We start from the raw sequence: 22,673 nt of genomic DNA, 5'->3' as shown, positions 1-22,673 counted from the left end.
TCGACATTAGCTAGCCTGCTGGGCGGATCCCCTACCGCCCTTTAGGTTGTTCCTTTGACGTAAAGACCGTGACGTCACGCCCGCTGCTCAGCGGGCGTTTTTTTACCCGTATGGCTAACCAGCGCGACCACACACGGGGCAAGCAGGATCGCGAGGCACTTGGAAGTGGCGCCACTGACCACTCAGGCCTTCAAAAGTGGAAAGGCCTTGATGCGGCTTCCCTGTGCCGCTCAACAGCTTAAAAGCCTCTATCGCTTGAAAACAGCCGATCAATCCAACCAGTGGTGCCATTACCCCGCTTTCAGCACAGCTCAAGGCTTCATCTTCGCTGTCCCCTGGCGGGTATAGGCACGCATAGCAGGGGCATGTAGGGTTACGAGGATCAAAAACCGCTAACTGCCCAGAAAAACGAATGGCCGCTCCAGAGACCAGTGGTACGCCGGCCTGATGAGCGGCAGCGTTAATCGCATAGCGGCTCGAAAAACGATCCGTGCAATCCAACACCACATCTACCGCTGCGACCAGCGCCTCAAGCGCCTGGCCATCAACGTGCTGTTCCAAAGCGATAACATGGCACTCAGAGTTAAGCGCCTGCATGCTCGCTTTTGCTGAACGCGCTTTATTAGAGCCGATACTTGCCTGTTGGTGAGCAATCTGGCGCTGCAGGTTTGACACCTCTACAGTGTCGGCATCCGCAATGGTTATCTTGCCAACGCCAGCGGCCGCTAAGTAAAGAGCCACTGGGGAACCAAGCCCACCCGCACCAATAATGAGAGCATGAGCGCTTCTAAGGCGTTCCTGCCCCTCAATATCAACCTCAGGCAGCATAATTTGGCGGCTATAGCGTAGCAGCGCCTGATCATCCATCATTAGGCTACTTATCCTCAAATTCCTCGAAATCAGGTACGTGTAAGCTGAAGCTCTCTTTCACTTCCTCCATTACCACGTAACTTTTAGACTCTTTTACTCCCGGCAATGTCAGTACTACGTCGCCTAGTAACTGTCGATATGCCGACATCTCAGGAATTCTACATTTTAAAATGTAGTCAAATTGGCCGGACACCAAGTGACACTCTTGGATTTGCGGCAGTTTCTCAACCGCCCGACGAAACTCATCAAATACAGCAGGTGACTGAGTTTCCAGGCTAATCTCCACAAACACCAACAAATTGGCTTTCAGTGCTTGTGGATCAAGTATAGCTTGATAGCCGCGAATGATGCCCGCACGTTCAAGGCGTTTAACACGCTCTAAACAAGGGGTAGTGGATAAGCCGACTTCAGCGGCAAGATCGACATAGGAAATTCGCGCGTTTTCCTGCAAACAGCGCAAAATTTTAAGATCGATTCGGTCCAGCGTTCTATTTTTTGGTTTCATGGCAGGATCCAATACTGATGAATCAGGCAGTTATTAAAGGTGCCCTAGAGTAACCCGTTCATGACCTCCAACGTCTTGCATACTTTCAACGTTTTGAAAGCCTGCACACGCTAACGCATGACGCACGCTGGCCGCTTGTGTATACCCGTGCTCTAGAGCTAGCCAGCCGCCTTGAGAAAGGTACTCGCGGGCCGTGGTAATCAAGTGCAGTAAATCAGCCATGCCATCAGCACCCGCCACCAGCGCAGATCGTGGCTCAAACCGCACATCCCCCTGACACAAATGCGGGTCGTCAGCAGCAATATAGGGTGGATTACTCACAATAATGTCAAATACAGTCATTTGAGTAGACGGTGCAAGCTCACTAAACCAATCGCTAACCTTGAACTGAGTATTAACGATTTTAAGTGCTTGTGCGTTGCGTGTGGCAAGCGCCACCGCTTCTGGGCGAATATCTACTCCCATTACCTGCCAGTTGGGTTTTTCACTGGCAAAGGCAAGTGCAATAGCACCCGTACCGGTGCCCAGATCAAGAAACCTTCCTTCTGATGCCTGGGCACGCGCTAACACCGCTTCTACCAGAGTTTCTGTATCAGGCCGTGGAATCAGCGTATCTGGCGATGTTGCCAATCGCAGCCCCCAAAACTCACGCTCGCCGGTCAAATAAGCAATCGGCATTCCCTGAGCACGTGCAGCTACTAATGCAGCGAATCTTGCATGCTCCCAGACAGGGCAATGGCGGTCACCCCAAGTATATAGCCACGTACGGTCATGGCCCGTAACGTGGCTGAGCAGCACTTCGGCATCAATTCTAGGGGAAGGCGAACCTACCGCCTGCAGTCGAGTCGTCGCTTGTCGCAAAAGCACATCGAAAGTCAGCACATCAAAGCTCATTAAGCGTCCTGAAGGGCCGACAACTGTTCTGCTTGGTATTCATGAATCAGCGGTTCAATCACATCATCAAGCTGCTCACCGGTAATGACTTCCGTTAGCTTATAAAGCGTCAGATTAATACGGTGATCGGTAATACGACCTTGGGGGAAATTGTAGGTACGAATGCGCTCACTACGATCTCCTGAGCCTACTAAGGAGCGGCGAGCGTCGGCTTGCTCTTGGCGCTGTGAGTCAACCGCATTACGTTTTAGCTTCGCTGCCAGCAACGACATCGCCTTTGCGCGGTTTTTGTGCTGACTGCGCTCCTCCTGACACTCCACCACCACGCCGGTAGGTAGGTGAGTAATACGGATAGCGGAGTCTGTAGTGTTAACGTGCTGCCCCCCCGCGCCGCTTGAACGGTAGGTATCAACGCGCAGGTCTGAAGGGTTAATATCAATATCCCCCACGTCGTCCACTTCAGGCATCACGGCTACCGTGCAGGCAGACGTGTGTATCCGGCCTTGCGATTCTGTCGCAGGCACCCGCTGTACGCGGTGCGCGCCAGACTCAAACTTCAAGCGTGCATAAACTCCATCGCCTTTCACCCGAGAAATAACTTCTTTGTAGCCGCCCTGCTCACCGTGGCTTGCGCTGACCACCTCAACGCGCCAGCCGCGCTTTTCAGCATAGCGGGAGTACATACGAAACAAATCGCCAGCAAAAATAGCCGCTTCATCTCCCCCCGTTCCTGCACGCACTTCTAAGAAAACGCCGCGGCCATCATCGGGGTCTTTAGGTACCAGCAAGCGCTTCAGCTCGGTGTCCAGCGCTTCTAGCTGCTCTCGCCCGTCACTGATTTCCATTTCCGCTAGCTCGCGCATATCTGGGTCGCTATCGCGGCTTAACTGCACGGCTTCTTCGATGCTTTTTTCCACCGCACCGTAACGCTGCCAGGCGGCCACCAGTTCTTCTAATTCAGCGTACTCTCGGGAGTAGTCGCGAAAACGCTGCTGGTTATTAATCACCTCAGGATCAGACAGCAGCATTGCCAGCTCTTCGAAGCGGTCGGCAAAGCTATCTAGGCGTTGGCGCAAAGTTTCTTTCATGCGGGTGTATCATCCTTCTGGCGTTTTACCGCGGCCACTGGTTGCTCAAAAGCAGGCTTAGCAGGCAGTAGTAGATTGGGCGCGGCATTCAGCAATTCGTTATTTTCTTGGGATGCAGCGTCGCGCAGGGCAAGTGTAGGCTGGTGCATCAAACGGTTCGCCAGCTGGTGGGCTAAGCGTTCAATCACCTTGGCAGGATCTTCGCCCTTTGCTAACCGCTCAAGGGCTTGCTCGCGAGAATGGTTACGAATGGCCTCACCGTGACGTCGATAGTCGCGAATGATTTCACCGCCATTACGAATTCGTCGTTCGTGCTGCCAGCTGCCCACCCCATGCTCTATGAGTGATTCGGCCTGATCGGCGGCGACCTGACGGTGACGACGGTTCTCCTCAATGACCTCTTGTAAGTCATCAACGGTATAAAGAAAAACATCTGCCAGTTCACCCACTTCGGGCTCAATATCACGAGGTACTGCAATATCGACCATAAAGACCGGGCGATGGCGGCGCTTCTTCAGCGCACGCTCCACCATCCCCTTTCCAAGAATAGGCAGTGGCGAGGCAGTAGAAGAAATGACGATGTCCGCCTGCTCTAACGCCTCTGGTATTTCTGGCAGCGTAATAGCGGTCCCCCCAAGTGGGGAAGATACTTGCTCAGCGCGCTCACGGGTCCGATTGGCTACCGTAAGATGTCGCACGCCCGCTTCATGAAGATGGCGCGCGACCAGTTCAATGGTCTCTCCTGCGCCGATCAAAAGCGCTTTGGCACGGCTAAAGTCATCAAAAATACGGCTCGCCATACTGACAGCCGCATACGCGACTGAGACCGGGTTTTTACCGATACCCGTTTCCGTGCGTACTTGCTTGGCCACCGCAAACGTGTGCTGGAATAACCGCTCTAGTTCGCCCCCCAGCCCGTTGGCTTGGCGGGCCTGCTGATAAGCATCCTTTAACTGGCCAAGTATCTGTGGTTCACCCAGCACCATAGAGTCCAGGCCAACGGCAACACGCATTAGATGGCGCGCAGCATCGTTGTCAAGATAATGGTAAGCGCAGCGGGTGAGGTCTTCGACGCGCAAGTTATGAAAGCGCCCAAGCCAATCCAGCACGGCGTGCTCACCAGCGGCATCCGTCACACAATAAAGTTCGGTACGGTTACACGTCGAAAGCACTGCCGCTTCGCTAATTTGTGGCAGGTTGCGCAGTTCCGTCAACGCGCTTTCTAGCTGCGTTGGCGTAAAAGCCACCTGCTCACGTACGGCCACACTGGCAGTACGATGATTTATTCCCAGGGCAAGAAGCGTCATGCGTTATGCGTCTTCGCTAGTGGATCGGTCGTCACGTCACTTATCGGTCTAAAGGTCCGAAACTTGCTCAAGCAAGTTTGAGGAGTGGGTAAATACTAGGGTAAATACTAGGATAGATACTATGAACAGGTACCATGGATTGCACCACCCTACTTCGTTTTCAAAGTGAAATATTCTATCACAGCACAGCATGTTCTGGCGCACACCACTTTGCCGCAGGCAACCAAGCCGCTATGCTGAGCATTCGGCCACCTGATCGAGAGACGCATGCCCCTTCGCGCGACACTACTGGGTCACCCCCTATCATTACTGGGTTTACCCCTACTGCCTTTGGCCGCAACGCTATTATTGAGCGGCTGCCAGCTGTCACCCTCTTCTCAGGAGAACGGGTTTCAGAATAGTGCTTACGATCCCATGCACTCCGCACCGCCAATTACACGTGGGCTGGACGCTGAAGGACTCGGTTCGCTGCTGGCAGCAGAACTTGCCGGACAGCGGGGTGATTATCGCTATGCCAGCCAAGGCTACTTGGAAGCTGCTAGGCGCTATAGCAATGCCGCACTGGCCGAACGTGCTACCTTTGCCGCACGCTTTGGTAATGATGTGGCATTAATGGAAGCCTCAGCGATACGCTGGCGTGAACTAGCACCCCAAGCAGAACTTCCAAACAGATTGCTGGCAACGCTCTCGTTACAACGAGGCGATTGGCTGGATAGCCTAGAGCAACGTTTAGCAATTACTCAAGCAGGAGGCAACGGCGAAATAGCCGCTTTTTCTGAGGCTGCCGTGGCTGAAGAGGCACCGCTGGACCTGTTAGTTCAGCCACTGCGCGATTATCTTGCTAAGCCTGGCGCTCAGCAAAATGAATTCCATAGTGATGTTTTGCTTGGCGCTGCATTGATCGAGTCCGTCCTGGGGCAAACGCGTCAAGCGCAACAGTATCTAGATCAAGTAACCCTGCACTCACCCGCTTCTGCCGCTCTGTGGCTGGCTAAGGCACGTCTGGCACTAGAGACAGGCGATCATCGCGATGCTAAACGAGCCGCTCAACAAGGGTTAGATTTAGCACCTGATGATGTCCGTTTTATATTAATGCTCGCCCAGGCCGAAATTCGTCTGAACAATATTGCTGCTGCAGAAACACAAACCAACACCCTGCTAGAAACACATGGTGGTAATGAAGAGTTGCGCATTGCTCTCGCCCAACTTTACCTGGAAGAAGGCCATAGCGAGCCCGCGTATCGGCTACTACAGCCCCTTATTGGCCAGGACCGCGTGCCCGACATAGCCTACTTTTTACTGGGAGCTATCGCTCAATCCCAAGGTGAAGTTGATAACGCGCTGCTTTATTATCGGCAAGTACAAGGTGGCAACGAGTTTCTACCGGCCAGGGCCACTGCCGCACGCATGCTGATTGAAAATGATCGCCTGCTAGATGCTCGCGCTATGCTGCGCATTGAGCGAATGCGCTATGACAACTACTTCGGCGATCTGGTAATGCTAGAAGTACAGCTACTCGATGAACTTAATCTGCAAGAAGAAGCAACGGCATTGCTCGATAGAGAAATTACCCGCACACCAGACGACACTAGCCTGCTTTATTTAAGGGCAATGCATGCATGGGAAAGGGGCGATGTACAGGCCATGGAGAACGATCTACGTCAAATATTGCGTACTGAGCCTGATAACGCCGAAGCATTAAATGCGTTGGGCTATACGCTAGCCGACCTTAACCTCCAAGGGCGTCTTGAAGAAGCCCGTGAGTTAATAGAGCGCGCTTATGAAGCAGACCCTAACAACCCAGCAGTTCTCGATAGTATGGGCTGGGTTTATTTTCGGCTTGGTAAGCCAAACGATGCACTTGCCTGGCTAGAAAGCGCCTATGCGCAAATGCCAGACCAAGAAATTGCTGCTCATTTAGCGGAAGTACTTCACGCACTAGGGCGCAGTGAAGAAGCGCGCCAACTCATTGAACGATTTCTTCAGCAGGCAAGCTATCACCCGCAAATCGATGACTTACTTAAGCGTCATCCTGAACTAACGCCGTTAAGCACGCCCTAATACGACATTCTTATATAAAGACAGTTTACGCAGTACTGACATGGAGCCAGTTTATGTTGATCAATTCTCTGCCCGCGAGCCGCTTAGCCATATACCGTCGCTCAACCCGTTTGCTAATGGCCAGTATTGCTCTGTTTGCGCTTGCAGGCTGCGCCACTCAAGCGCCTGTAGATGATGGCGGACGCCAGGCTGGGCAATGGGAACGCCAACAGCCAGACGTTGAAGCCTTCGACACCTGGACACTGGTGGGCAAAGCAGGGCTCCGCACCCCCCAGGAAAACACCAGTGCTAACCTCGATTGGAATCAACATCCTCACTATTTCCGCATGCTGATCAGTGGCCCCTTCGGCGGCGGACGCAGTGTACTCGAAGGACGCGAAGGACGTTTTTCGCTAACCACTAGTGATGGCCGCTTTGAAGCAGAAACGCCGGAAGCATTAATGGAAGAGCAACTCGGCTGGGCACTGCCAGTTCGCGCTATGCCTGATTGGGTACGCGGCCTGCCAGGCAAGCACGCCAGCTATCAGTTGGAAACAGACGAACTCGGCTTCCCTAATCACTTGCAGCAAGACGGCTGGGAGATTGATTACCGTGACTGGGAGCAAGTAGAGGGCATATGGCTACCTCGTCGACTAGTAATGAACTACGGCGACCTACGGATTACGTTAGTCGTAAATCAGTGGCAGTCCACTGACCAGGATAACTAGGCCAGCAGAGAGATCATATGTCTGCAAAAATCTCGTCGCTGACCCTGCCTGCGCCCGCTAAGCTAAACCGTATGCTACGTATCGTGGGCCGTCGCCAAGACGGCTACCACGAGCTGCAAACGCTTTTTCAGTTTATCGATTTATGCGATTACCTTACCTTCACGCCACGCGCTGACAGCGTGATTACGCTTTCAAATGCGCTTAGTGGCGTTGCCCATGACGATAATTTAATTGTACGAGCAGCACAATTACTGCAACAGGCAAGTGGCGTTCAGCAAGGAGTCTCTGTTGCCATTGAAAAAAAGCTACCGATGGGAGGCGGCCTTGGTGGTGGAAGCTCCAACGCAGCGACTACCTTAGTCGGGTTAAATCATCTGTGGCAGCTCGGGCTAAGTAAAGAAACACTTGCGGAGCTGGGGTTGACGCTAGGTGCCGACGTCCCGGTGTTTATTCACGGCCATAGCGCTTGGGCGGAAGGGGTTGGCGAAAAGCTTACTCCTGTCACACTAGATATGCCCTGGTTTGTAGTAATCCATCCAGCTGTTAGCGTCTCAACACCTGCAATCTTCCAAGACCCAGAATTGACACGCGACAGCCTCCCCATTACTATGGCGCGCGCACTGCAGGGGGGAGCGCCGGAGTGGCGTAACGACTGCGAAGCTATCGTCAGAAAACGCTATCCGCCAATTGCGGAAGCACTAGACTGGCTCACGCAGCATGCACCTAGTCGGTTGACCGGTACCGGCGCCTGTTTGTTTGCGGCTTTTGATTCACAACAAGCCGCGCAAACCGTCGCACATATGGCAAGTCAACATTGGCATTCATGGGTAGCGCGCGGACTCAACACCTCTCCCCTACAAGATGCTCTGGGCCGCTGAAAGCGCCCGGTCATCGCATTAGGTTTATTGCTGGGGTATCGCCAAGTGGTAAGGCACCGGTTTTTGGTATCGGCATTCCCAGGTTCGAATCCTGGTACCCCAGCCAACCTAATTATGATCTGCGTTTTCTCCCCTGATCCCCAACACTGCAAAGGTGGCTGCGCGTGTCAAAATTGATGGTTTTCACCGGGAATGCCAATCCCGAACTCGCTCAAAAGATTGCCGAGAGCTTAGACAGCCGTATGGGTAATGCTACGGTCGGTCAATTTAGCGACGGCGAAATCGCGGTCGAGATCAATGAGAACGTGCGTGGTAAGGATGTATTCATCCTGCAATCCACCTGTGCCCCCACGAACGATAACCTGATGGAACTGATTCTGATGGTGGACGCCCTGCGTCGCGCCTCAGCTGCCCGTATTACGGCAGTCGTTCCCTATTTTGGCTATGCACGCCAGGATCGTCGTGTCCGCTCTGCTCGCGTTCCCATCTCAGCAAAAGTAGTCGCTGATATGATGGTAAAGGCAGGCGTTGATCGCGTCATGACGATGGACCTACACGCTGACCAAATTCAAGGTTTCTTCGACGTGCCGGTTGATAACGTTTACGGCTCGCCCATCTTGCTGGATGACATTGAGCGTCAGAACTATGACGACCTTGTTGTCGTTTCCCCTGATGTAGGCGGCGTTGTGCGCGCCCGAGCTATCGCCAAACAACTCAACGCTGATCTTGCCATTATTGATAAGCGTCGCCCCCAGGCCAATCAGGCCCAGGTGATGCACATCATCGGTGAAATCGAAGGCCGCACCTGTGTGGTTGTTGATGACATGATTGATACCGCTGGCACGCTCTGCAAAGCTGGCGAAGCGCTGAAAGATCACGGCGCAGCACGCGTTGTCGCTTATGCAACACACCCGATATTGTCTGGCCCTGCAGTCGACAATATTACCAACTCGGTGCTGGACGAGGTTGTCGTGACCGACACCATTCCGCTTTCCGACACTGCCCGTCGTAGCGGAAAAATTCGCCAGCTGAGCGTTGCTGGACTCATTGCGGAAGCTATTCGCCGGGTCAGCAACGAAGAATCCGTTAGCGCGATGTTCCATTAATCGCCTAACGTCATAGCCCCCTACTGGGGCCCTGGAGACGTCGTCGTCTGGTCGCGGACGGCGGCGTTTCCTTACTTAAACCAAGAGGCAAATTAAATGTCTGATTTTATCCTAAAAGCCAGCGTTCGTAACGACCTGGGGAAAGGTGCGAGCCGCCGCCTGCGTCGTGCGAACCAACAAGTACCGGCCGTTGTTTATGGCGGTGAGAAAGGCGCTCAGTCTATCTCTGTAGAAAAAACTGCTTTCTACAAAGCGATTGAAGACGAGTCCTTCTTCTCTTCGGTGATCAAACTGGTCATCGACGGTACTGAAGAGCAAGTGGTTGTTCGTGACCTACAGCGCCACCCCTTCAAGCCGTTGCTAACTCACGCTGACTTCTTGCGTGTTGACGCCACTCACGAAATCACCATCAACGTGCCGCTGCACGTCATTGGTGAAGAGAAGTGTGTTGGTATCAAAGATCAAGGTGGCGAACTGCATACCCTGGCCAACGAAGTCGCGATCAGCTGCTTGCCGAAAGATCTTCCGGACTACCTGGAAGTTGACATCAGCAACGTCGAGCTAGGCACTACCCTTCACCTATCTGACCTGACCTTGCCAGCAGGCGTTACGTCTGTTGACCTGTCTCATGGTGAAGAGCATGACAACGCTGTTCTGAGCATCACCAAAGTGAAAGTACGTGGTGGTGATGACGAAGATAGCGAAGGCGAAGGCGAAGAAGAGCCAAGCGCTGAGTAAGCGTTAGTCACGGTGTTGCTAGCTGATGCTTTTCAGCACCGTCTGGGCCATGCCTGCATGGCCCAGGGATGATAAAATCAAGCGCTTCGGCGCTTGATTTTTTTTTTCAGTCAGACATACGTCGAAAATTTCGTCTAGAAATTTTTTATGAGGTGGGACAATGAGCCAGGTAACGGCCATTATTGGCCTGGGCAACCCCGGTGCAGAATACGATGCAACTCGCCATAATGCAGGCTTCTGGCTGGTAGATGCTATTGCACGCAGCGCACATACAGAGCTTCGTCCGGAAAAGAAGTTTTTGGGCCTATACGCCAAAGCGCGGGTTGGCGACCATGAACTGCACCTTCTCAACCCCACTACGTTTATGAATCGCAGCGGCGCTGCCGTCGCAGCGCTCACACAGTTTTTTAAACTAACGCCTGACAATTTACTGGTCGCTCATGATGAGCTAGACCTTCCGCCAGGACAGGCACGCTACAAGACCGGCGGTGGCCATGGCGGCCATAACGGCCTGCGAGACATTATTAGCGCGTTAGGCAACCAGAAACAGTTTCATCGGGCAAGAATTGGCATTGGCCACCCTGGTGAAGCACATCAGGTCGTTAACTATGTGCTTGGCCGACCCGGCAAAGCTGAACGGGAAGCCATTGAAAGCGCCTTGGATGAGTGTCAGGCCACGTTGCCACTTGTACTCTCTGGCGACTGGGCTAAAGCCATGAACCGCCTTCATAGCGTAAAATAGCAGCACACTTTATAAGCAACCTTAAAATCAGGCGTTCTAGCACGCCCTTTTTCAATATTGGCAGGCGCTTCCCTTGTTGCGCTGCCCTAGCGGCCAGGAAGTAATTTATGGGTTTTAACTGCGGTATCGTCGGCCTACCTAATGTAGGCAAATCCACACTTTTTAATGCGCTAACAAAATCTGGTATTGATGCAGAAAACTTCCCGTTCTGCACCATTGAGCCGAATGTAGGCATTGTACCGATGCCTGACCCGCGTCTTGATAAACTTGCAGAGATTGTTAAGCCGCAAAAAGTGCTGCCGACAACAATGGAATTTGTCGATATCGCAGGCTTGGTTGCAGGCGCCTCCAAAGGCGAAGGTTTGGGCAACAAATTCTTGGCCAATATTCGCGAAACCCAGGCGATCGCCCATGTGGTGCGCTGCTTTGATAACGACAACGTAATCCACGTTGCCAACCAGGTAGACCCACGGGCGGATATTGAAACGATCAACCTGGAATTGGCGCTTGCCGACCTGGATACTGTCGAAAAGGCCAGCCAACGTCTTGTTCGCTCAGTGAAAGGCGGCGACAAAGACGCCACTGCTACCAAGGCAATTCTTGACCGTATCCAGCCACACCTCGCTGAAGGGATGCCGCTGCGCAGCTTTGGTCTTGATGAAGACGAGAAGCGCCAGATCAAGAGCTTCGGCTTCTTAACGCTCAAGCCCACCATGTACATTGCCAACGTTAATGAAGACGGCTTTGAAAACAACCCTTACCTGGACATCGTAAACGAGATTGCGGCAGAAGAAGGTGCCGCCGTCGTGCCGGTATGTAACCAGCTAGAAGCTGAAATTGCCGAGCTGGATGACGAAGAACGCAGCATGTTCCTCGCTGAAATGGGTATGGAAGAGCCAGGGCTTGATCGCGTCATTCGCGCAGGCTATGCCCTGCTTGGTCTACAGACATATTTCACCGCGGGTGTTAAAGAAGTCCGCGCTTGGACAGTAAAAGAAGGCGCCAGCGCACCAGAAGCGGCAGGCGTAATTCACACCGATTTCCAGAAAGGTTTTATCCGCGCCGAGGTGATTGCTTACGAAGACTTTGTCTCACTCAATGGCGAACAAGGGGCTAAAGACGCAGGCAAATGGCGCTTAGAAGGCAAGGATTACATCGTGAAAGATGGCGATGTTATCCACTTCCGTTTTAACGTCTGATTAAGCAATCGTTTGACACAAACGAAAGAAACACTTGACGGGTGGCGAGTCACTGAGTAATATTCGCCCCCGTTGAATGGCTACGTAGCTCAGCTGGTTAGAGCACATCACTCATAATGATGGGGTCCCCTGTTCAAATCAGGGCGTAGCCACCACACGAATATTAAAGGCCCGCTGACACAGTCAGCGGGCCTTTTTCGTTAACGGGCCTTTTTTGTTAGTAAGCAGCCATGCTCAGCGCAACTCAGCACGGTTCAAAAACACCGTCAACGCCCGAGTCAAATAATCCACGTCTCGGGTACCTGCTGTTTCACGCACAGAATGCATTGCCCACTGAGGGAGGCCCACATCAATTGTCGGCACGCCCACCTCAGTAGCAGTAATCGGCCCAATAGTGCTACCACAGCCCATGTCTGCACGAGTAACAAACGACTGCACGGGAACCTCTGCCTCGCGGCATACATCTCGAAACAGCGCCCCCGTCACACTATTAGTGGCATAGCGCTGATTGGCATTCACCTTAATAACCGGGCCACCATTAATCGCAGGACCATGACGCTCATCGTGTTTATCCTGGAAATTAGGGTGTAACGCGTGAGCATTATCACAGGAAATCATAAGCGACGATTGAATCAACTGAATCAGCGACTCTTCAGTAGCGCCACCCACCTGAACATTCAAACGTTTCAGCACATCGCCCAAAAATGGCCCCTGCGCACCACAGGCGCTGGCACTACCTACTTCCTCATGATCATTGGCGACTAGCAAGGCACCTTGGCTCGCATCGCAGGCTAGCAGTGCTTCAAGGCCGACAAAGCATGACAACAGATTGTCTAGCCGCGCACTAGCAACCAACTCCTGACGTAGACCTACCAACGATGGCGGTTGTACATCGTAAAATCCCAGCTCAAAGTCGACCACCTCCACAGCGCGCAAGCCGTGCTGCTCTTCTAACCACTCAGCCAACACGTCGCTTAGCTGTGCACTGTCGCTCTGCATCACGACGGGCGACATTTGCGTTTGCGGGTTAATCTCCCGACCAGCATTCACGTCACGGTCTAGATGAATCGCCAGACTAGGCACTATAGCAATCGGCCGATTGACGTTTAGTAGCACGCTTTCTAAACGACCATCGGCATGGCGCACATGCACGCGACCTGCCAATCCCAGGTCACGATCAAACCAAGGGGCCAATAGCACCCCCCCATACACCTGCACCCCAAACTGTAACCAGCCTGCTGCGTATTGAGTAGCATTGGGCTTTAATCGTAGCCCCGGGCTATCCGTATGAGCACCTAACATACGCAGGCTGGTTAACGTTTTAGCCGGCAGTTGAAAGGCAATGAGTGACGAATCATTGCGTGTCACGTAATAGCGCTTACCTGGCTCAAGCTGCCAGCTTGCCGTCTCTTCAAGGCGCATAAAGCCCGCCTGCTCCAAACGCTCCGCCATGCAGCGTGTCGCATGCCATGGCGTGGGCGACTGGTGCAGAAAATCACATAGCCGCGTTACACGATCCGCGTTGAAAGCTTCGGACATAGAAATCCTCATAACAGTAATGATTGAGTATCACAGGGTAAATGACCTGCTACAATGCTCCCTCGGCCTACGCAACTCATAGGCTATCTGCGGGTCTAGGGAAGAATGAGTGTACACAAATCCGGGAGAGCTTGACTGATGAGCTTGTTTGCAACGCTTTCGCGCTCGGTCGCCTTTGCTGTGATGCTGGCAGTTGCCAGCCCAGCAGCGCTGGCGCAACTTGAGCCGACCGACGAACAACGCCAAGCGGCAGTGGAAATAGCTGATTCACTTCGCTACGGGCATTATGCCGATATTAACTTCGACGAGCAGTGGTCAGCGGAAGCTTTCCAACGCTATCTAGATATTCTGGACGGCCAGCGCTCCTACCTATTGCACCGCGATATAGAGCCTTATCGCCATTTAGAGCGCGATATGGCGCAAGCGCTGTTCGATGGCGACCTTGACGATGCGTTTGCACTTTATAATCGCCTAAGCGAACGCCATACCGCACGCCTTGAGTGGTTACTAGAACGTCTTGATGAAGGACTTTCATTCGAGTTCGATAGCGACGAACGCTTAGAGGTCGATCGCGAAGAGGCCCCATGGGCAACTCGGGAAAGTGAATTGGACGAACTGTGGCGCAAACGGCTTAAAAACGATGCGCTAACACTTGCCCTGACTGACCAAGATGACGAGCAGATCGAAGACAATCTGCGCCAGCGCTACGAAGGTCAACTTTCCCGTCTGCGCCAATCAGAGTCTGAAGACGTGTTCGGACTAATTATGGCAGCCGTCTCTAGCACTATCGACCCTCACACTGGCTACCTCTCCCCTCGCCAAAGTGAATCATTTGATATTCAAATGAGCCTTTCACTTGAGGGTATCGGCGCACTGCTTCAAGCCGACAGTGAGTACGTCAAAGTTTCTAGCTTAGTTCCCGGCGGGCCAGCTGACCGTGCCGGCGTGCTTGAACCTGCCGATCGCATTATCGCTGTAGGCCAAGAAGACGGTGAAATGGTCAACGTAGTAGGAATGCGCCTAGACAACGTCGTTGACCTGATTCGCGGCCCGAAAGGCTCTGTTGTTCGCCTAGATGTGGTGCCGGCTCAAGCTGTAGACATGACTCGCTCACAAATCGTCGAGATAACCCGCGATACGGTTAGTCTAGAAGATCAGGCAGCCAGCAGCGAGGTGATTAATATTGAGCGAGACGGAAAACCTCATCGTATCGGGGTGATTGATATTCCAACGTTTTACGTTGACTTCGATGCCTGGCAGGCAGGCGAAGATGAGTACCGCAGCACCACCCGAGATGTTGCTAGAGAAATTGAAAATCTCAAGAAAGAAGGCGTGGAAGGTATCGTTCTGGATCTACGCAACAATGGTGGTGGCGCACTGCAAGAAGCCAATTCACTCATCGGCCTATTTATTGATCGCGGCCCCACCGTCCAGGTTCGCGACGCCCAAGGGCGCATCCAGCTCTATGGCGACACTGAAGCAGGCACAGTTTATGATGGGCCACTGACCGTACTGGTCAACCGCCTCTCTGCCTCAGCATCAGAAATCTTTGCAGGCGCTATTCAAGACTATGGCCGCGGCATTGTGGTTGGCACCCCTACCTTTGGCAAAGGCACCGTGCAAACGCTGAACGATCTTAGCCATGGTCAAATCAAACTGACCCGCGCTAAGTTCTACCGTATTTCGGGTGACAGCACCCAAAACCGCGGCGTTGAGCCAGATATTATTTTCCCTAGCCTGATCGACCCTGAACGCATCGGCGAAAGCAGCCTCGATAACGCCCTTGCTTGGGACACCGTGCAGAACGTTCAGTACCGCCGCTATGGCTCTCCTGAGAACGCGCTAGCCGCACTCTCCTCCCAACACGAAGAGCGCGCCAAGGAGAACCCTAACTTTCGCTACCTAGAGCGCCAGTCTGCCTTAGCCCGACAGCTACGCGAACAGCACACCAGCGTTAGCTTGAACCGCGATCAGCGTCAACGAGAGCTGGAAGCTCAAGAAGCAGAGCAGCTTTCTCTCGAAAACCAACGCCGCCGCGCTTTAAACTTACCTGAGCTAGAAGAGTGGATGGATGCCCGCGGCGATAACTCTCAGTCCGAGGGTAGCGAAGCAGACGAGGCTAACGAAGATGATAAAGAGGAAGATATGCCAGCTGATCGCGCCCATGTGCTAGAAGCTGCTGAAATCTTACTCGACTATGCCCATCTTCAAGGCACACAGCGGATGGCTAAACGTTAAGCGAACGGCTAAGCGCTAAGCTGTCATTACTAAAAACGCCGACTTTTGGGTCGGCGTTTTTTTATTGGCTAACAATTAGCACAATGCAGCTCGCCGCGCCGGTCGGTCGCCCATTTTAGCTAGCCGCAGAACTAACGCCTGAAGGCGCGTAGCACTGCCTTCAGCACCAGCGTCAATAATAGCCTGCGCCCACCCAGGCAGCCTAGGCGACAAACGATAGTAAACCCACTGCCCTTCCCGCTGATCGACAAGCAACCCACATTGGCGAAGCTGGGCTAAATGACGCGATACTTTAGGCTGCGACTCTTCCAGCGCATAGGTCATTTCGCACACACACAGCGATTGCTCTTTCGCAACCAAGAGCACCAGCATTAAACGCGTTTCGTCGCTTAGACACTTAAAGACCTGTAGCGCATGCAAACTGGCAGCTTTTCCCACGGGCACCTTCCCAAATAGTAAGTATCCGACACAGTCTATATGCCTCTAACCGTTAGGCACAAAAAATCACCCAAAATGCCATGGCACACTGAGTATTATCACCTACAAGGTATTATCAACGGATAACAAAAAGATGAGGCTGTCGACTTCAGCTGTAAGACTTCAACTATAAATTTCGCGAGAAATCTTATGCAATAAGCGAAGCATACGGAAGATAAATAGAGGGAATAAAGAGAATAGAAAAACTAAATGGCTCCCCGAGCAGGACTCGAACCTGCGACCCAATGATTAACAGTCATTTGCTCTACCAACTGAGCTATCGGGGAACGTTTACCGCAAACGGCAGTGACAGCAGAACAGCAATTTGGCTCCTCGAGCAGGACTCGAACCTGCGACCCAATGATTAACAGTCATTTGCTCTACCAACTGAGCTATCGAGGAACATTATAATTTGCTGCTGTGTTTAGAGCGGAGCCACTGAAATCAGAATAAAACCTGCTTCAGTATGTTGGCTCCTCGAGCAGGACTCGAACCTGCGACCCAATGATTAACAGTCATTTGCTCTACCAACTGAGCTATCGAGGAACTGCTCAAACACGGTGCGTAGTATACTGATAGAAACGCTCGGGTCAAGTATCGATTATAGGTGAACGCTAGCCCCAGGTTTCTTGTATCCGTATAATGCGGTCATTCAACGGCGACGCGTTACACTGCGCTAAGCTGCACCCATGTTTTCATTCATCCCTCGTCCCCCGACGACTCATAGATGACAGGTACCGATGGCGAAGAAGCTCTTTATCAAAACGCACGGCTGCCAAATGAACGAGTACGACTCCTCGCGTATGGCAGATCTGCTCGGCGAATCTCACCAGCTGGAATTGACTGATAACGAAAAAGAAGCTGACGTTATCTTGTTAAATACTTGTTCTATTCGCGAAAAAGCGCAGGACAAGGTATTTCATCAATTGGGTCGCTGGAAAAAGCTCAAAGACGCCAATCCAGACCTCGTGATTGGTGTTGGCGGCTGTGTAGCAAGCCAAGAAGGTGAAGCGCTACGTAAGCGCGCGCCTTTTGTCGATATGATTTTTGGCCCACAAACGCTTCACCGCGTGCCAAAAATGTTGGACGCACGCAATAACAATCAGATTGCTGCGGTCGATGTCACTTTTCCAGAAATCGAAAAGTTCGATCACCTGCCGCAGCCAAAATCTGATGGCGCAACCGCCTTCGTTTCTGTCATGGAAGGCTGCTCGAAATACTGCACATTCTGTGTCGTGCCTTATACCCGCGGTGAAGAAGTCTCCCGCCCCTTTGAATCAGTTATTGATGAAGTGATTCACTTGGCCGATCAAGGGGTGCGAGAAATTAACCTACTTGGTCAAAACGTGAACGCTTACCGTGGTGAAAACGACGATGGCGATGAGATCGACCTCGCAGAGCTGATCGCCTGCGTTGCCGCAGTGGATGGCATTGATCGCGTCAGGTTTACGACCTCTCATCCGGTCGAGTTCACCGATAGTCTCGTAGACGCCTTTGCCGATATCCCGGAGTTGGTGAGCCATTTACATCTACCGGTACAATCTGGCTCTGATCGTATTTTAAGTGCCATGAAGCGTGGCCATACCGCTGAAGAGTATATCGAGAAGATGGAGCGTATTCGTGCCAATCGCCCGGACATTAGCTTCTCTTCTGACTTTATCATCGGCTTCCCTGGCGAGACGGAAGAGGATTTCGAAGCAACGATGGACCTGATTCATCGCATTGGCTTTGATCACTCGTTCAGCTTTGTTTACTCGGCACGCCCAGGCACGCCAGCGTCTGGCCTACCGGACGAAACGCCAGAAAGTGTCAAAAAACAGCGGCTTGCCATTTTGCAGGAGCGAATTCTTCAACAAGCAGCGCAGATCAGCCGACGCATGGTAGGCACTACTCAGCGCGTTTTGGTATCCGGTTTCTCACCGAGAGACCCCGGCCAACTTTCAGGGCGCACCGAAAATAACCGTGTGGTTAACTTCCGTGCAGCCAACCCTACAGAGCTGATCGGCTACTTTGTTGACGTGGAGATCACCGAAGCGCTGCCCAACTCGTTGCGTGGCGAACTCGCTTCTCCCGAGCGTTATTAACTGCTCGCTTATCCTAGGTAATTGCCCCGGCGAGGCCGGGGCAGTAAGCTGAGTCTCACACACATCAACTAACGGGTTTTTTACTCTTGAGCCAGCCATCACCTCAGGCCAATCGCATTATCACACTAAGCCTTGAACCCAATGACCCGCAGCGACTAGCTAGCCTGTGCGGCCAGCAGGACGAGCACCTAAAGCTGATTGAAAGCCGCCTGGACGTGACCTTGCGCAATCGCGGCAATGTGTTTCAGCTGGCCGGGGCCGCTAACCGCATCAAAGCTGCCGCCAATGTGCTTGAGCATCTTTACCGTGAAACAGCGGCAGAAGAGCTTGACGCAGACACGGTTCACTTATTCCTTCAGGAATCTGGCTTAGAAGCGCTAGAAGAAGATGATGATAGCGAAGGCAGCAGCGACGACGTGATCATGCGTACTCCGCGCACAATGATTAAGCCCCGTGGTCTTAATCAGCAGCGCTACGTACAAAGCATTCGCGAACACGATATCAATTTCGGTATTGGGCCTGCGGGTACGGGCAAAACGTACTTGGCGGTTGCCGCGGCGGTAGAAGCGCTAAATCAACAGGAAGTGCGACGTATTCTGTTGGTACGCCCAGCGGTAGAAGCCGGTGAAAAGCTTGGCTTCTTACCCGGCGACCTTGCCCAAAAAATTGACCCTTACCTGCGCCCGCTTTACGACGCACTGTACGAGATGATCGGTTTTGAGCAGGTCGCCAAACTCATTGAGCGCCAAGTAATCGAGATTGCCCCGCTCGCCTATATGCGTGGGCGTACGCTGAATAACTCTTACATCATTTTGGATGAAAGCCAAAACACCACGCCGGAGCAGATGAAGATGTTCCTGACGCGAATTGGCTTTGGCTCAACGGCGGTGATCACCGGCGATATTACCCAAGTGGACCTTCCACGCGGACAGCGCTCTGGTCTTTCGCAGGTGCTGGATGTTCTTAAAGAAACCCCTGGCATCGGCGTCACTCACTTTGCTGCAAAAGACGTCGTGCGTCACCCGCTGGTTCAGCGCATCATCGAAGCCTATGATGAGTTTGAATCGGAGCAGGAAGTGCAGGAACGCGCTCGGCGTGAAGCGCGCCAGCAGGAGCGTGAGGCCCGCATGCAAGCGCTTGAACGCGCAGGAGAGGCACCACGATGAGTGACATCGTGATTGATCGCCAGGCGGCCATCAACGAACCGCTACTTCCTTCCTTAGAACAGCTCACCCACTGGGTGGGCTGTGTCTTTTCACGACATCCTGATGACGAGCGTCTAGAACTGACAATTCGCTTTGTGGATGAAGCAGAAAGCCAAGCTCTCAACAGAGATTACCGTGGTAAAGATAAATCAACCAACGTGCTCTCATTTCCTTTTGAGAACCCACCCGGTGTCTCTTTACCATTACTGGGCGACTTGATTATTTGCCATGCCGTTGTTGCCCATGAGGCCAGCGAGCAGCAGAAGCCTATTGAACATCATTACGCGCACATGGTGGTACACGGCACGCTGCACTTAATGGGCTATGACCATATTGAAGAGCAGGAAGCAGAAGAAATGGAGCAATTAGAGCGTGAGCTTCTAGCTACTCTCGATATTCCTGATCCTTATCATGAGTAAGCTGTTACCCTGGCCGATAAATTGCTTTTAGGGTGGTGTAACCCTTCACTCAGTGATAAAACGACAGACTGTTTAGTCGCTGCCATCTTCACATAGCTATTTTTAAGTGCTGCATTGACGTACTGTTTGCACACAACGATTTGCATATAACTGTTCGCACGTAATAGAGAGATTAGACGCAATGAGCGAAGACCGATCGAGCAACTCAAATCAAAAATCCTGGCTCGAGAAACTCTTTGGCGCCCTTTCCGGAGACAGTGACGAACCTAGCTCGCGCGATGAGCTGATGACATTTTTACGCCACACCGCAGGGAAACTGAAGCTCGATCAAGACGCCATTATGATTATCGAAGGTGCGCTTGAAATCAGTGACCAACAGGTGCGTGAAATATTGATCCCACGTTCACAAGTCTCAGCCATTACCCTTGATCAAACCAGCGATGGCTACCTGCCATTAATTCAGGAAACAGGGCACTCCCGCTACCCGGTCATTGGCGAAAACCTTGACGATGTAAAAGGCATCCTACTTGTTAAAGACCTGCTCCCCCTGCTCTCGCAAACGCAAGAAAGCCGCGATGCCTTTAAGCTAGAAGACGTACTGCGTCCAGCAATGTTTATTCCAGAGTCCAAACGCTTAAACAGCTTGCTGAAGGAGTTCCGTGATACCCATAACCACATGGCAATTGTGGTAGATGAGTACGGCGGCACAGCCGGTATTATTACCATTGAAGATATTCTGGAACAGATTGTTGGGGATATCGAAGATGAACATGATACCGATGAAGAGGACGATATTCGCACGCTGGAAAACGGCCACTTTGCGATTCGTGCTCTTACCCCGATTGAGGACTTCAACGAGCGCTTCGGTACCGAATTTTCTGATGATGAATTCGATACTGTGGGCGGCCTTGTGATGCAACAGTTTGGTCACTTACCCGGACGTGGTGAACATACGAGTTTAGGTGGCTGGCGCTTCATCATCCTTAATGCTGATAATCGGCGTATTCGATTGTTGGAAGCTTATCGCGACGATGAGAGCAATAAGGCCACCGATGGCGATGATAACGACGACAGCTAGCCAACTGACTACTTCAACCTGCTGATAGGATATCACCATGGGGTTGACGCCCACCTTTGCACTTCAACTGCTGGCTGCACTCGTAGCCGGCGGTTTTACCACGCTTACCGCTTCACCATTTGAATTATGGTGGCTAGGCCCAGTCGCCATCGGGCTTCTTTATGCTGGTTTGCATTCATTAACTCCTTCGCAAGCGGCGCTAAAAGGCTGGCTATACGGCATAGCGCTATTCGCCAGCGGCACATCTTGGGTATATGTATCCATCCATGATTATGGCTACACTGGTGTTCCTCTCGCTGTCTTCCTCACCGCTCTGTTTGTCACGGTATTGGCGCTCTTTTTCGCTGGCACTTTTTGGCTTTATCGACGTTTTTGTAGCCCGCGCTTGGCCTTTCTCACCTTCGTGGGTGCTTGGGTGCTGGGCGAAGTGCTGCGCACTTACCTGTTTACCGGCTTTCCTTGGCTGCTGGTCGGTTCCAGCTATGTTGACTCGCCACTCGCCAACTGGGCACCAGTAGGCGGCGTTTACCTGCTTTCTCTACTGGTCGTGCTCACTGGCACCTTAGGCGCTGAACTGCTACGACGCCAATGGTGGGCAGCACTACCATTAGCCGTCATTTGGCTGCTCCCTTTGGCACTGCCAACACTTTGGACAACGCCAGCGCGCGAGCCTACCCGCGTTGCGCTACTTCAAGGTAATTTGCCCCAGCTATTAAAGTGGACCCCTGAAGGCCAGCGCGTAGCAGCAAATACATACAGCGATTTAACCCGCCGCGTCGCTGATGAGGCAGATCTTATTTTATGGCCCGAAACCGCTCTGCCAATGATAGATAACCAAGCTCGCCCGGTGTTGGAACGCGTACAAGCCAGCTTACCGCCCAGCACCGCGCTATTAACCGGCATTGTCCAACTTGATGAAGACGACCGTTATTTCAATAGCGTAATTGGTGTTGGCAACGTCGAGGGCAGCTACCAAAAAGAGCACCTAGTGCCGTTTGGTGAATACCTGCCGCTTGAAAGCGTGTTGCGTGGCGCTATCGACTTCTTCGATCTACCGATGTCGAGTTTTTCTAAAGGCGCCTCCGAACAAACGCCAATGCAGGCAGCTGGCGTCACGATTGGCAACGCTATTTGTTATGAGATTATCTACCCACAGTTGGTGGCACGCCGCGCAGCAGACAGCGACGTGATTGTGACGGTATCTAATGACACTTGGTTTGGCGCGTCCATTGGCCCTCATCAACACTTGCAAATGGCCCGTCTGCGCGCGCTAGAGAATGGTCGCTATGTTGTGCGCGCTACCAGTAACGGCATTACCGCGATTATTAATCCTCGTGGCGAGCTAGTAGATAGCGCAGCGCAATTTGAAACCACCTACCTCATTGGCGAATTTTACGCCATGGAAGGGCTAACACCGTTTAACCGCACTGGCAGCTGGCCTGCGTGGCTATTCGCTGGCCTACTACTGTTACCGGGCTTGATACGCAGGCGTTAAAGACAAGGAGGAAGCTTTTAGCAAGCGATGTCGACATAGCCGC

Annotated in this window: 20 protein-coding genes and 5 tRNA genes; 15 read left to right on the top strand and 10 right to left on the bottom strand. The window is 52.5% G+C overall.

The genetic code is table 11. From position 1 onward, the window contains the following. Positions 1-114 precede the first annotated feature (114 nt). From K1Y77_RS05535 to hemA, 5 genes are read right to left on the bottom strand one after another with little or no spacing between them, the layout of a single operon-like run. Positions 115-870 carry a HesA/MoeB/ThiF family protein gene (locus K1Y77_RS05535; RefSeq protein WP_030070243.1) on the bottom strand — a complete coding sequence of 252 codons (756 nt, stop codon included), beginning with the start codon at positions 868-870 and terminating at the stop codon, positions 115-117. Positions 871-874: 4 nt separating this feature from the next. Beyond that, on the bottom strand, positions 875-1,375 hold the full coding sequence (locus K1Y77_RS05530) for an Lrp/AsnC ligand binding domain-containing protein (RefSeq protein WP_030070242.1): 501 nt from the start codon (positions 1,373-1,375) through the stop codon (positions 875-877). A gap of 33 nt (positions 1,376-1,408) precedes the next feature. Then, positions 1,409-2,254, bottom strand: a complete 846-nt coding sequence (prmC, locus tag K1Y77_RS05525) for a peptide chain release factor N(5)-glutamine methyltransferase (RefSeq protein WP_030070241.1) — start codon at positions 2,252-2,254, stop codon at positions 1,409-1,411. Positions 2,255-2,268: 14 nt separating this feature from the next. After that, positions 2,269-3,357 (bottom strand): peptide chain release factor 1, encoded by a 1,089-nt coding sequence (gene prfA / locus K1Y77_RS05520; protein ID WP_030070240.1) that lies wholly within the window; start codon positions 3,355-3,357, stop codon positions 2,269-2,271. Next, on the bottom strand, positions 3,354-4,664 hold the full coding sequence (gene hemA, locus K1Y77_RS05515) for a glutamyl-tRNA reductase (protein ID WP_264430737.1): 1,311 nt from the start codon (positions 4,662-4,664) through the stop codon (positions 3,354-3,356). The genes prfA and hemA overlap by 4 nt, the downstream gene beginning before the upstream one ends. 267 nt (positions 4,665-4,931) lie before the next feature. On the opposite strand from hemA, the gene K1Y77_RS05510 reads away from it, so the two are divergent. From K1Y77_RS05510 to K1Y77_RS05470, 9 genes are all read left to right on the top strand, one after another. Next, positions 4,932-6,725, top strand: coding sequence for a tetratricopeptide repeat protein (locus K1Y77_RS05510; protein WP_264430735.1), 1,794 nt, complete (start codon positions 4,932-4,934; stop codon positions 6,723-6,725). Between the two features lie 53 nt (positions 6,726-6,778). Next, positions 6,779-7,432 carry a lipoprotein insertase outer membrane protein LolB gene (gene lolB / locus K1Y77_RS05505; RefSeq protein WP_030070237.1) on the top strand — a complete coding sequence of 218 codons (654 nt, stop codon included), beginning with the start codon at positions 6,779-6,781 and terminating at the stop codon, positions 7,430-7,432. A gap of 17 nt (positions 7,433-7,449) precedes the next feature. Further along, positions 7,450-8,310, top strand: coding sequence for a 4-(cytidine 5'-diphospho)-2-C-methyl-D-erythritol kinase (gene ispE / locus K1Y77_RS05500; protein WP_264430734.1), 861 nt, complete (start codon positions 7,450-7,452; stop codon positions 8,308-8,310). 31 nt (positions 8,311-8,341) lie between these two features. Next, positions 8,342-8,416: transfer RNA gene (locus tag K1Y77_RS05495), tRNA-Gln, on the top strand. Between the two features lie 58 nt (positions 8,417-8,474). Then, positions 8,475-9,416, top strand: a complete 942-nt coding sequence (locus tag K1Y77_RS05490) for a ribose-phosphate pyrophosphokinase (RefSeq protein ID WP_009722639.1) — start codon at positions 8,475-8,477, stop codon at positions 9,414-9,416. Between the two features lie 96 nt (positions 9,417-9,512). Continuing rightward, entirely contained in the window at positions 9,513-10,154 is a 642-nt protein-coding gene (locus tag K1Y77_RS05485; protein WP_030070235.1) for a 50S ribosomal protein L25/general stress protein Ctc, read from the top strand. A gap of 160 nt (positions 10,155-10,314) precedes the next feature. Then, on the top strand, positions 10,315-10,896 hold the full coding sequence (gene pth, locus K1Y77_RS05480; protein ID WP_030070234.1) for an aminoacyl-tRNA hydrolase: 582 nt from the start codon (positions 10,315-10,317) through the stop codon (positions 10,894-10,896). Positions 10,897-11,003: 107 nt separating this feature from the next. Further along, positions 11,004-12,095 (top strand): redox-regulated ATPase YchF, encoded by a 1,092-nt coding sequence (gene ychF, locus K1Y77_RS05475; protein WP_030070233.1) that lies wholly within the window; start codon positions 11,004-11,006, stop codon positions 12,093-12,095. 78 nt (positions 12,096-12,173) lie between these two features. Then, positions 12,174-12,250: transfer RNA gene (locus tag K1Y77_RS05470), tRNA-Met, on the top strand. A 79-nt stretch (positions 12,251-12,329) separates the two neighbouring features. Here K1Y77_RS05470 and K1Y77_RS05465 read toward each other — a convergent pair. Next, on the bottom strand, positions 12,330-13,634 hold the full coding sequence (locus tag K1Y77_RS05465; RefSeq protein ID WP_264430731.1) for a M18 family aminopeptidase: 1,305 nt from the start codon (positions 13,632-13,634) through the stop codon (positions 12,330-12,332). A gap of 138 nt (positions 13,635-13,772) precedes the next feature. Between K1Y77_RS05465 and K1Y77_RS05460 the strand changes: the two genes are divergently transcribed. Continuing rightward, positions 13,773-15,872 carry a carboxy terminal-processing peptidase gene (locus K1Y77_RS05460; protein ID WP_264430729.1) on the top strand — a complete coding sequence of 700 codons (2,100 nt, stop codon included), beginning with the start codon at positions 13,773-13,775 and terminating at the stop codon, positions 15,870-15,872. 75 nt (positions 15,873-15,947) lie between these two features. Here the strand turns inward: K1Y77_RS05460 and K1Y77_RS05455 are convergent, their stop codons facing one another. From K1Y77_RS05455 to K1Y77_RS05440, 4 genes are all read right to left on the bottom strand, one after another. Beyond that, complete coding sequence (locus K1Y77_RS05455; protein ID WP_030070230.1) at positions 15,948-16,310, bottom strand: metalloregulator ArsR/SmtB family transcription factor; 363 nt, start codon at positions 16,308-16,310, stop codon at positions 15,948-15,950. 250 nt (positions 16,311-16,560) lie between these two features. Next, positions 16,561-16,636 (bottom strand) — tRNA-Asn (locus K1Y77_RS05450). 39 nt (positions 16,637-16,675) lie between these two features. Next, a tRNA-Asn gene (locus K1Y77_RS05445) sits at positions 16,676-16,751 on the bottom strand. Between the two features lie 68 nt (positions 16,752-16,819). Then, positions 16,820-16,895 (bottom strand) — tRNA-Asn (locus K1Y77_RS05440). A 194-nt stretch (positions 16,896-17,089) separates the two neighbouring features. Here K1Y77_RS05440 and miaB point away from each other — a divergent pair. From miaB to lnt, 5 genes are all read left to right on the top strand, one after another. Beyond that, complete coding sequence (gene miaB, locus K1Y77_RS05435; protein WP_030070229.1) at positions 17,090-18,433, top strand: tRNA (N6-isopentenyl adenosine(37)-C2)-methylthiotransferase MiaB; 1,344 nt, start codon at positions 17,090-17,092, stop codon at positions 18,431-18,433. An 86-nt stretch (positions 18,434-18,519) separates the two neighbouring features. Continuing rightward, on the top strand, positions 18,520-19,599 hold the full coding sequence (locus tag K1Y77_RS05430) for a PhoH family protein (RefSeq protein WP_030070228.1): 1,080 nt from the start codon (positions 18,520-18,522) through the stop codon (positions 19,597-19,599). Then, complete coding sequence (ybeY, locus tag K1Y77_RS05425; RefSeq protein ID WP_030070227.1) at positions 19,596-20,057, top strand: rRNA maturation RNase YbeY; 462 nt, start codon at positions 19,596-19,598, stop codon at positions 20,055-20,057. Before K1Y77_RS05430 ends, ybeY begins: the two co-directional genes overlap by 4 nt. Before the next feature lie 181 nt (positions 20,058-20,238). Beyond that, positions 20,239-21,135, top strand: coding sequence for an HlyC/CorC family transporter (locus K1Y77_RS05420; protein WP_030070226.1), 897 nt, complete (start codon positions 20,239-20,241; stop codon positions 21,133-21,135). Between the two features lie 37 nt (positions 21,136-21,172). After that, entirely contained in the window at positions 21,173-22,630 is a 1,458-nt protein-coding gene (gene lnt, locus K1Y77_RS05415; RefSeq protein ID WP_264430725.1) for an apolipoprotein N-acyltransferase, read from the top strand. Positions 22,631-22,673: the final 43 nt, after the last annotated feature.

It is taken from the genome of Halomonas qaidamensis (assembly GCF_025917315.1).
Lineage (GTDB): Bacteria > Pseudomonadota > Gammaproteobacteria > Pseudomonadales > Halomonadaceae > Vreelandella > Vreelandella qaidamensis.
This window is presented reverse-complemented; position numbering and strand designations above follow the sequence as displayed.

What these genes read in the sequence shown, in the direction of transcription:
- prfA (WP_030070240.1), bottom strand. Translation starts at nt 3,357, where the DNA reads ATGAAAGAAACTTTGCGCCAACGCCTAGATAGCTTTGCCGACCGCTTC.
- K1Y77_RS05465 (WP_264430731.1), bottom strand. Translation starts at nt 13,634, where the DNA reads ATGTCCGAAGCTTTCAACGCGGATCGTGTAACGCGGCTATGTGATTTT.
- K1Y77_RS05420 (WP_030070226.1), top strand. Translation starts at nt 20,239, where the DNA reads ATGAGCGAAGACCGATCGAGCAACTCAAATCAAAAATCCTGGCTCGAG.
- hemA (WP_264430737.1), bottom strand. Translation starts at nt 4,664, where the DNA reads ATGACGCTTCTTGCCCTGGGAATAAATCATCGTACTGCCAGTGTGGCC.
- ispE (WP_264430734.1), top strand. Translation starts at nt 7,450, where the DNA reads ATGTCTGCAAAAATCTCGTCGCTGACCCTGCCTGCGCCCGCTAAGCTA.
- K1Y77_RS05485 (WP_030070235.1), top strand. Translation starts at nt 9,513, where the DNA reads ATGTCTGATTTTATCCTAAAAGCCAGCGTTCGTAACGACCTGGGGAAA.
- lnt (WP_264430725.1), top strand. Translation starts at nt 21,173, where the DNA reads ATGGGGTTGACGCCCACCTTTGCACTTCAACTGCTGGCTGCACTCGTA.
- ybeY (WP_030070227.1), top strand. Translation starts at nt 19,596, where the DNA reads ATGAGTGACATCGTGATTGATCGCCAGGCGGCCATCAACGAACCGCTA.
- K1Y77_RS05510 (WP_264430735.1), top strand. Translation starts at nt 4,932, where the DNA reads ATGCCCCTTCGCGCGACACTACTGGGTCACCCCCTATCATTACTGGGT.
- K1Y77_RS05460 (WP_264430729.1), top strand. Translation starts at nt 13,773, where the DNA reads ATGAGCTTGTTTGCAACGCTTTCGCGCTCGGTCGCCTTTGCTGTGATG.
- K1Y77_RS05535 (WP_030070243.1), bottom strand. Translation starts at nt 870, where the DNA reads ATGATGGATGATCAGGCGCTGCTACGCTATAGCCGCCAAATTATGCTG.
- lolB (WP_030070237.1), top strand. Translation starts at nt 6,779, where the DNA reads ATGTTGATCAATTCTCTGCCCGCGAGCCGCTTAGCCATATACCGTCGC.
- K1Y77_RS05530 (WP_030070242.1), bottom strand. Translation starts at nt 1,375, where the DNA reads ATGAAACCAAAAAATAGAACGCTGGACCGAATCGATCTTAAAATTTTG.
- pth (WP_030070234.1), top strand. Translation starts at nt 10,315, where the DNA reads ATGAGCCAGGTAACGGCCATTATTGGCCTGGGCAACCCCGGTGCAGAA.
- ychF (WP_030070233.1), top strand. Translation starts at nt 11,004, where the DNA reads ATGGGTTTTAACTGCGGTATCGTCGGCCTACCTAATGTAGGCAAATCC.
- miaB (WP_030070229.1), top strand. Translation starts at nt 17,090, where the DNA reads ATGGCGAAGAAGCTCTTTATCAAAACGCACGGCTGCCAAATGAACGAG.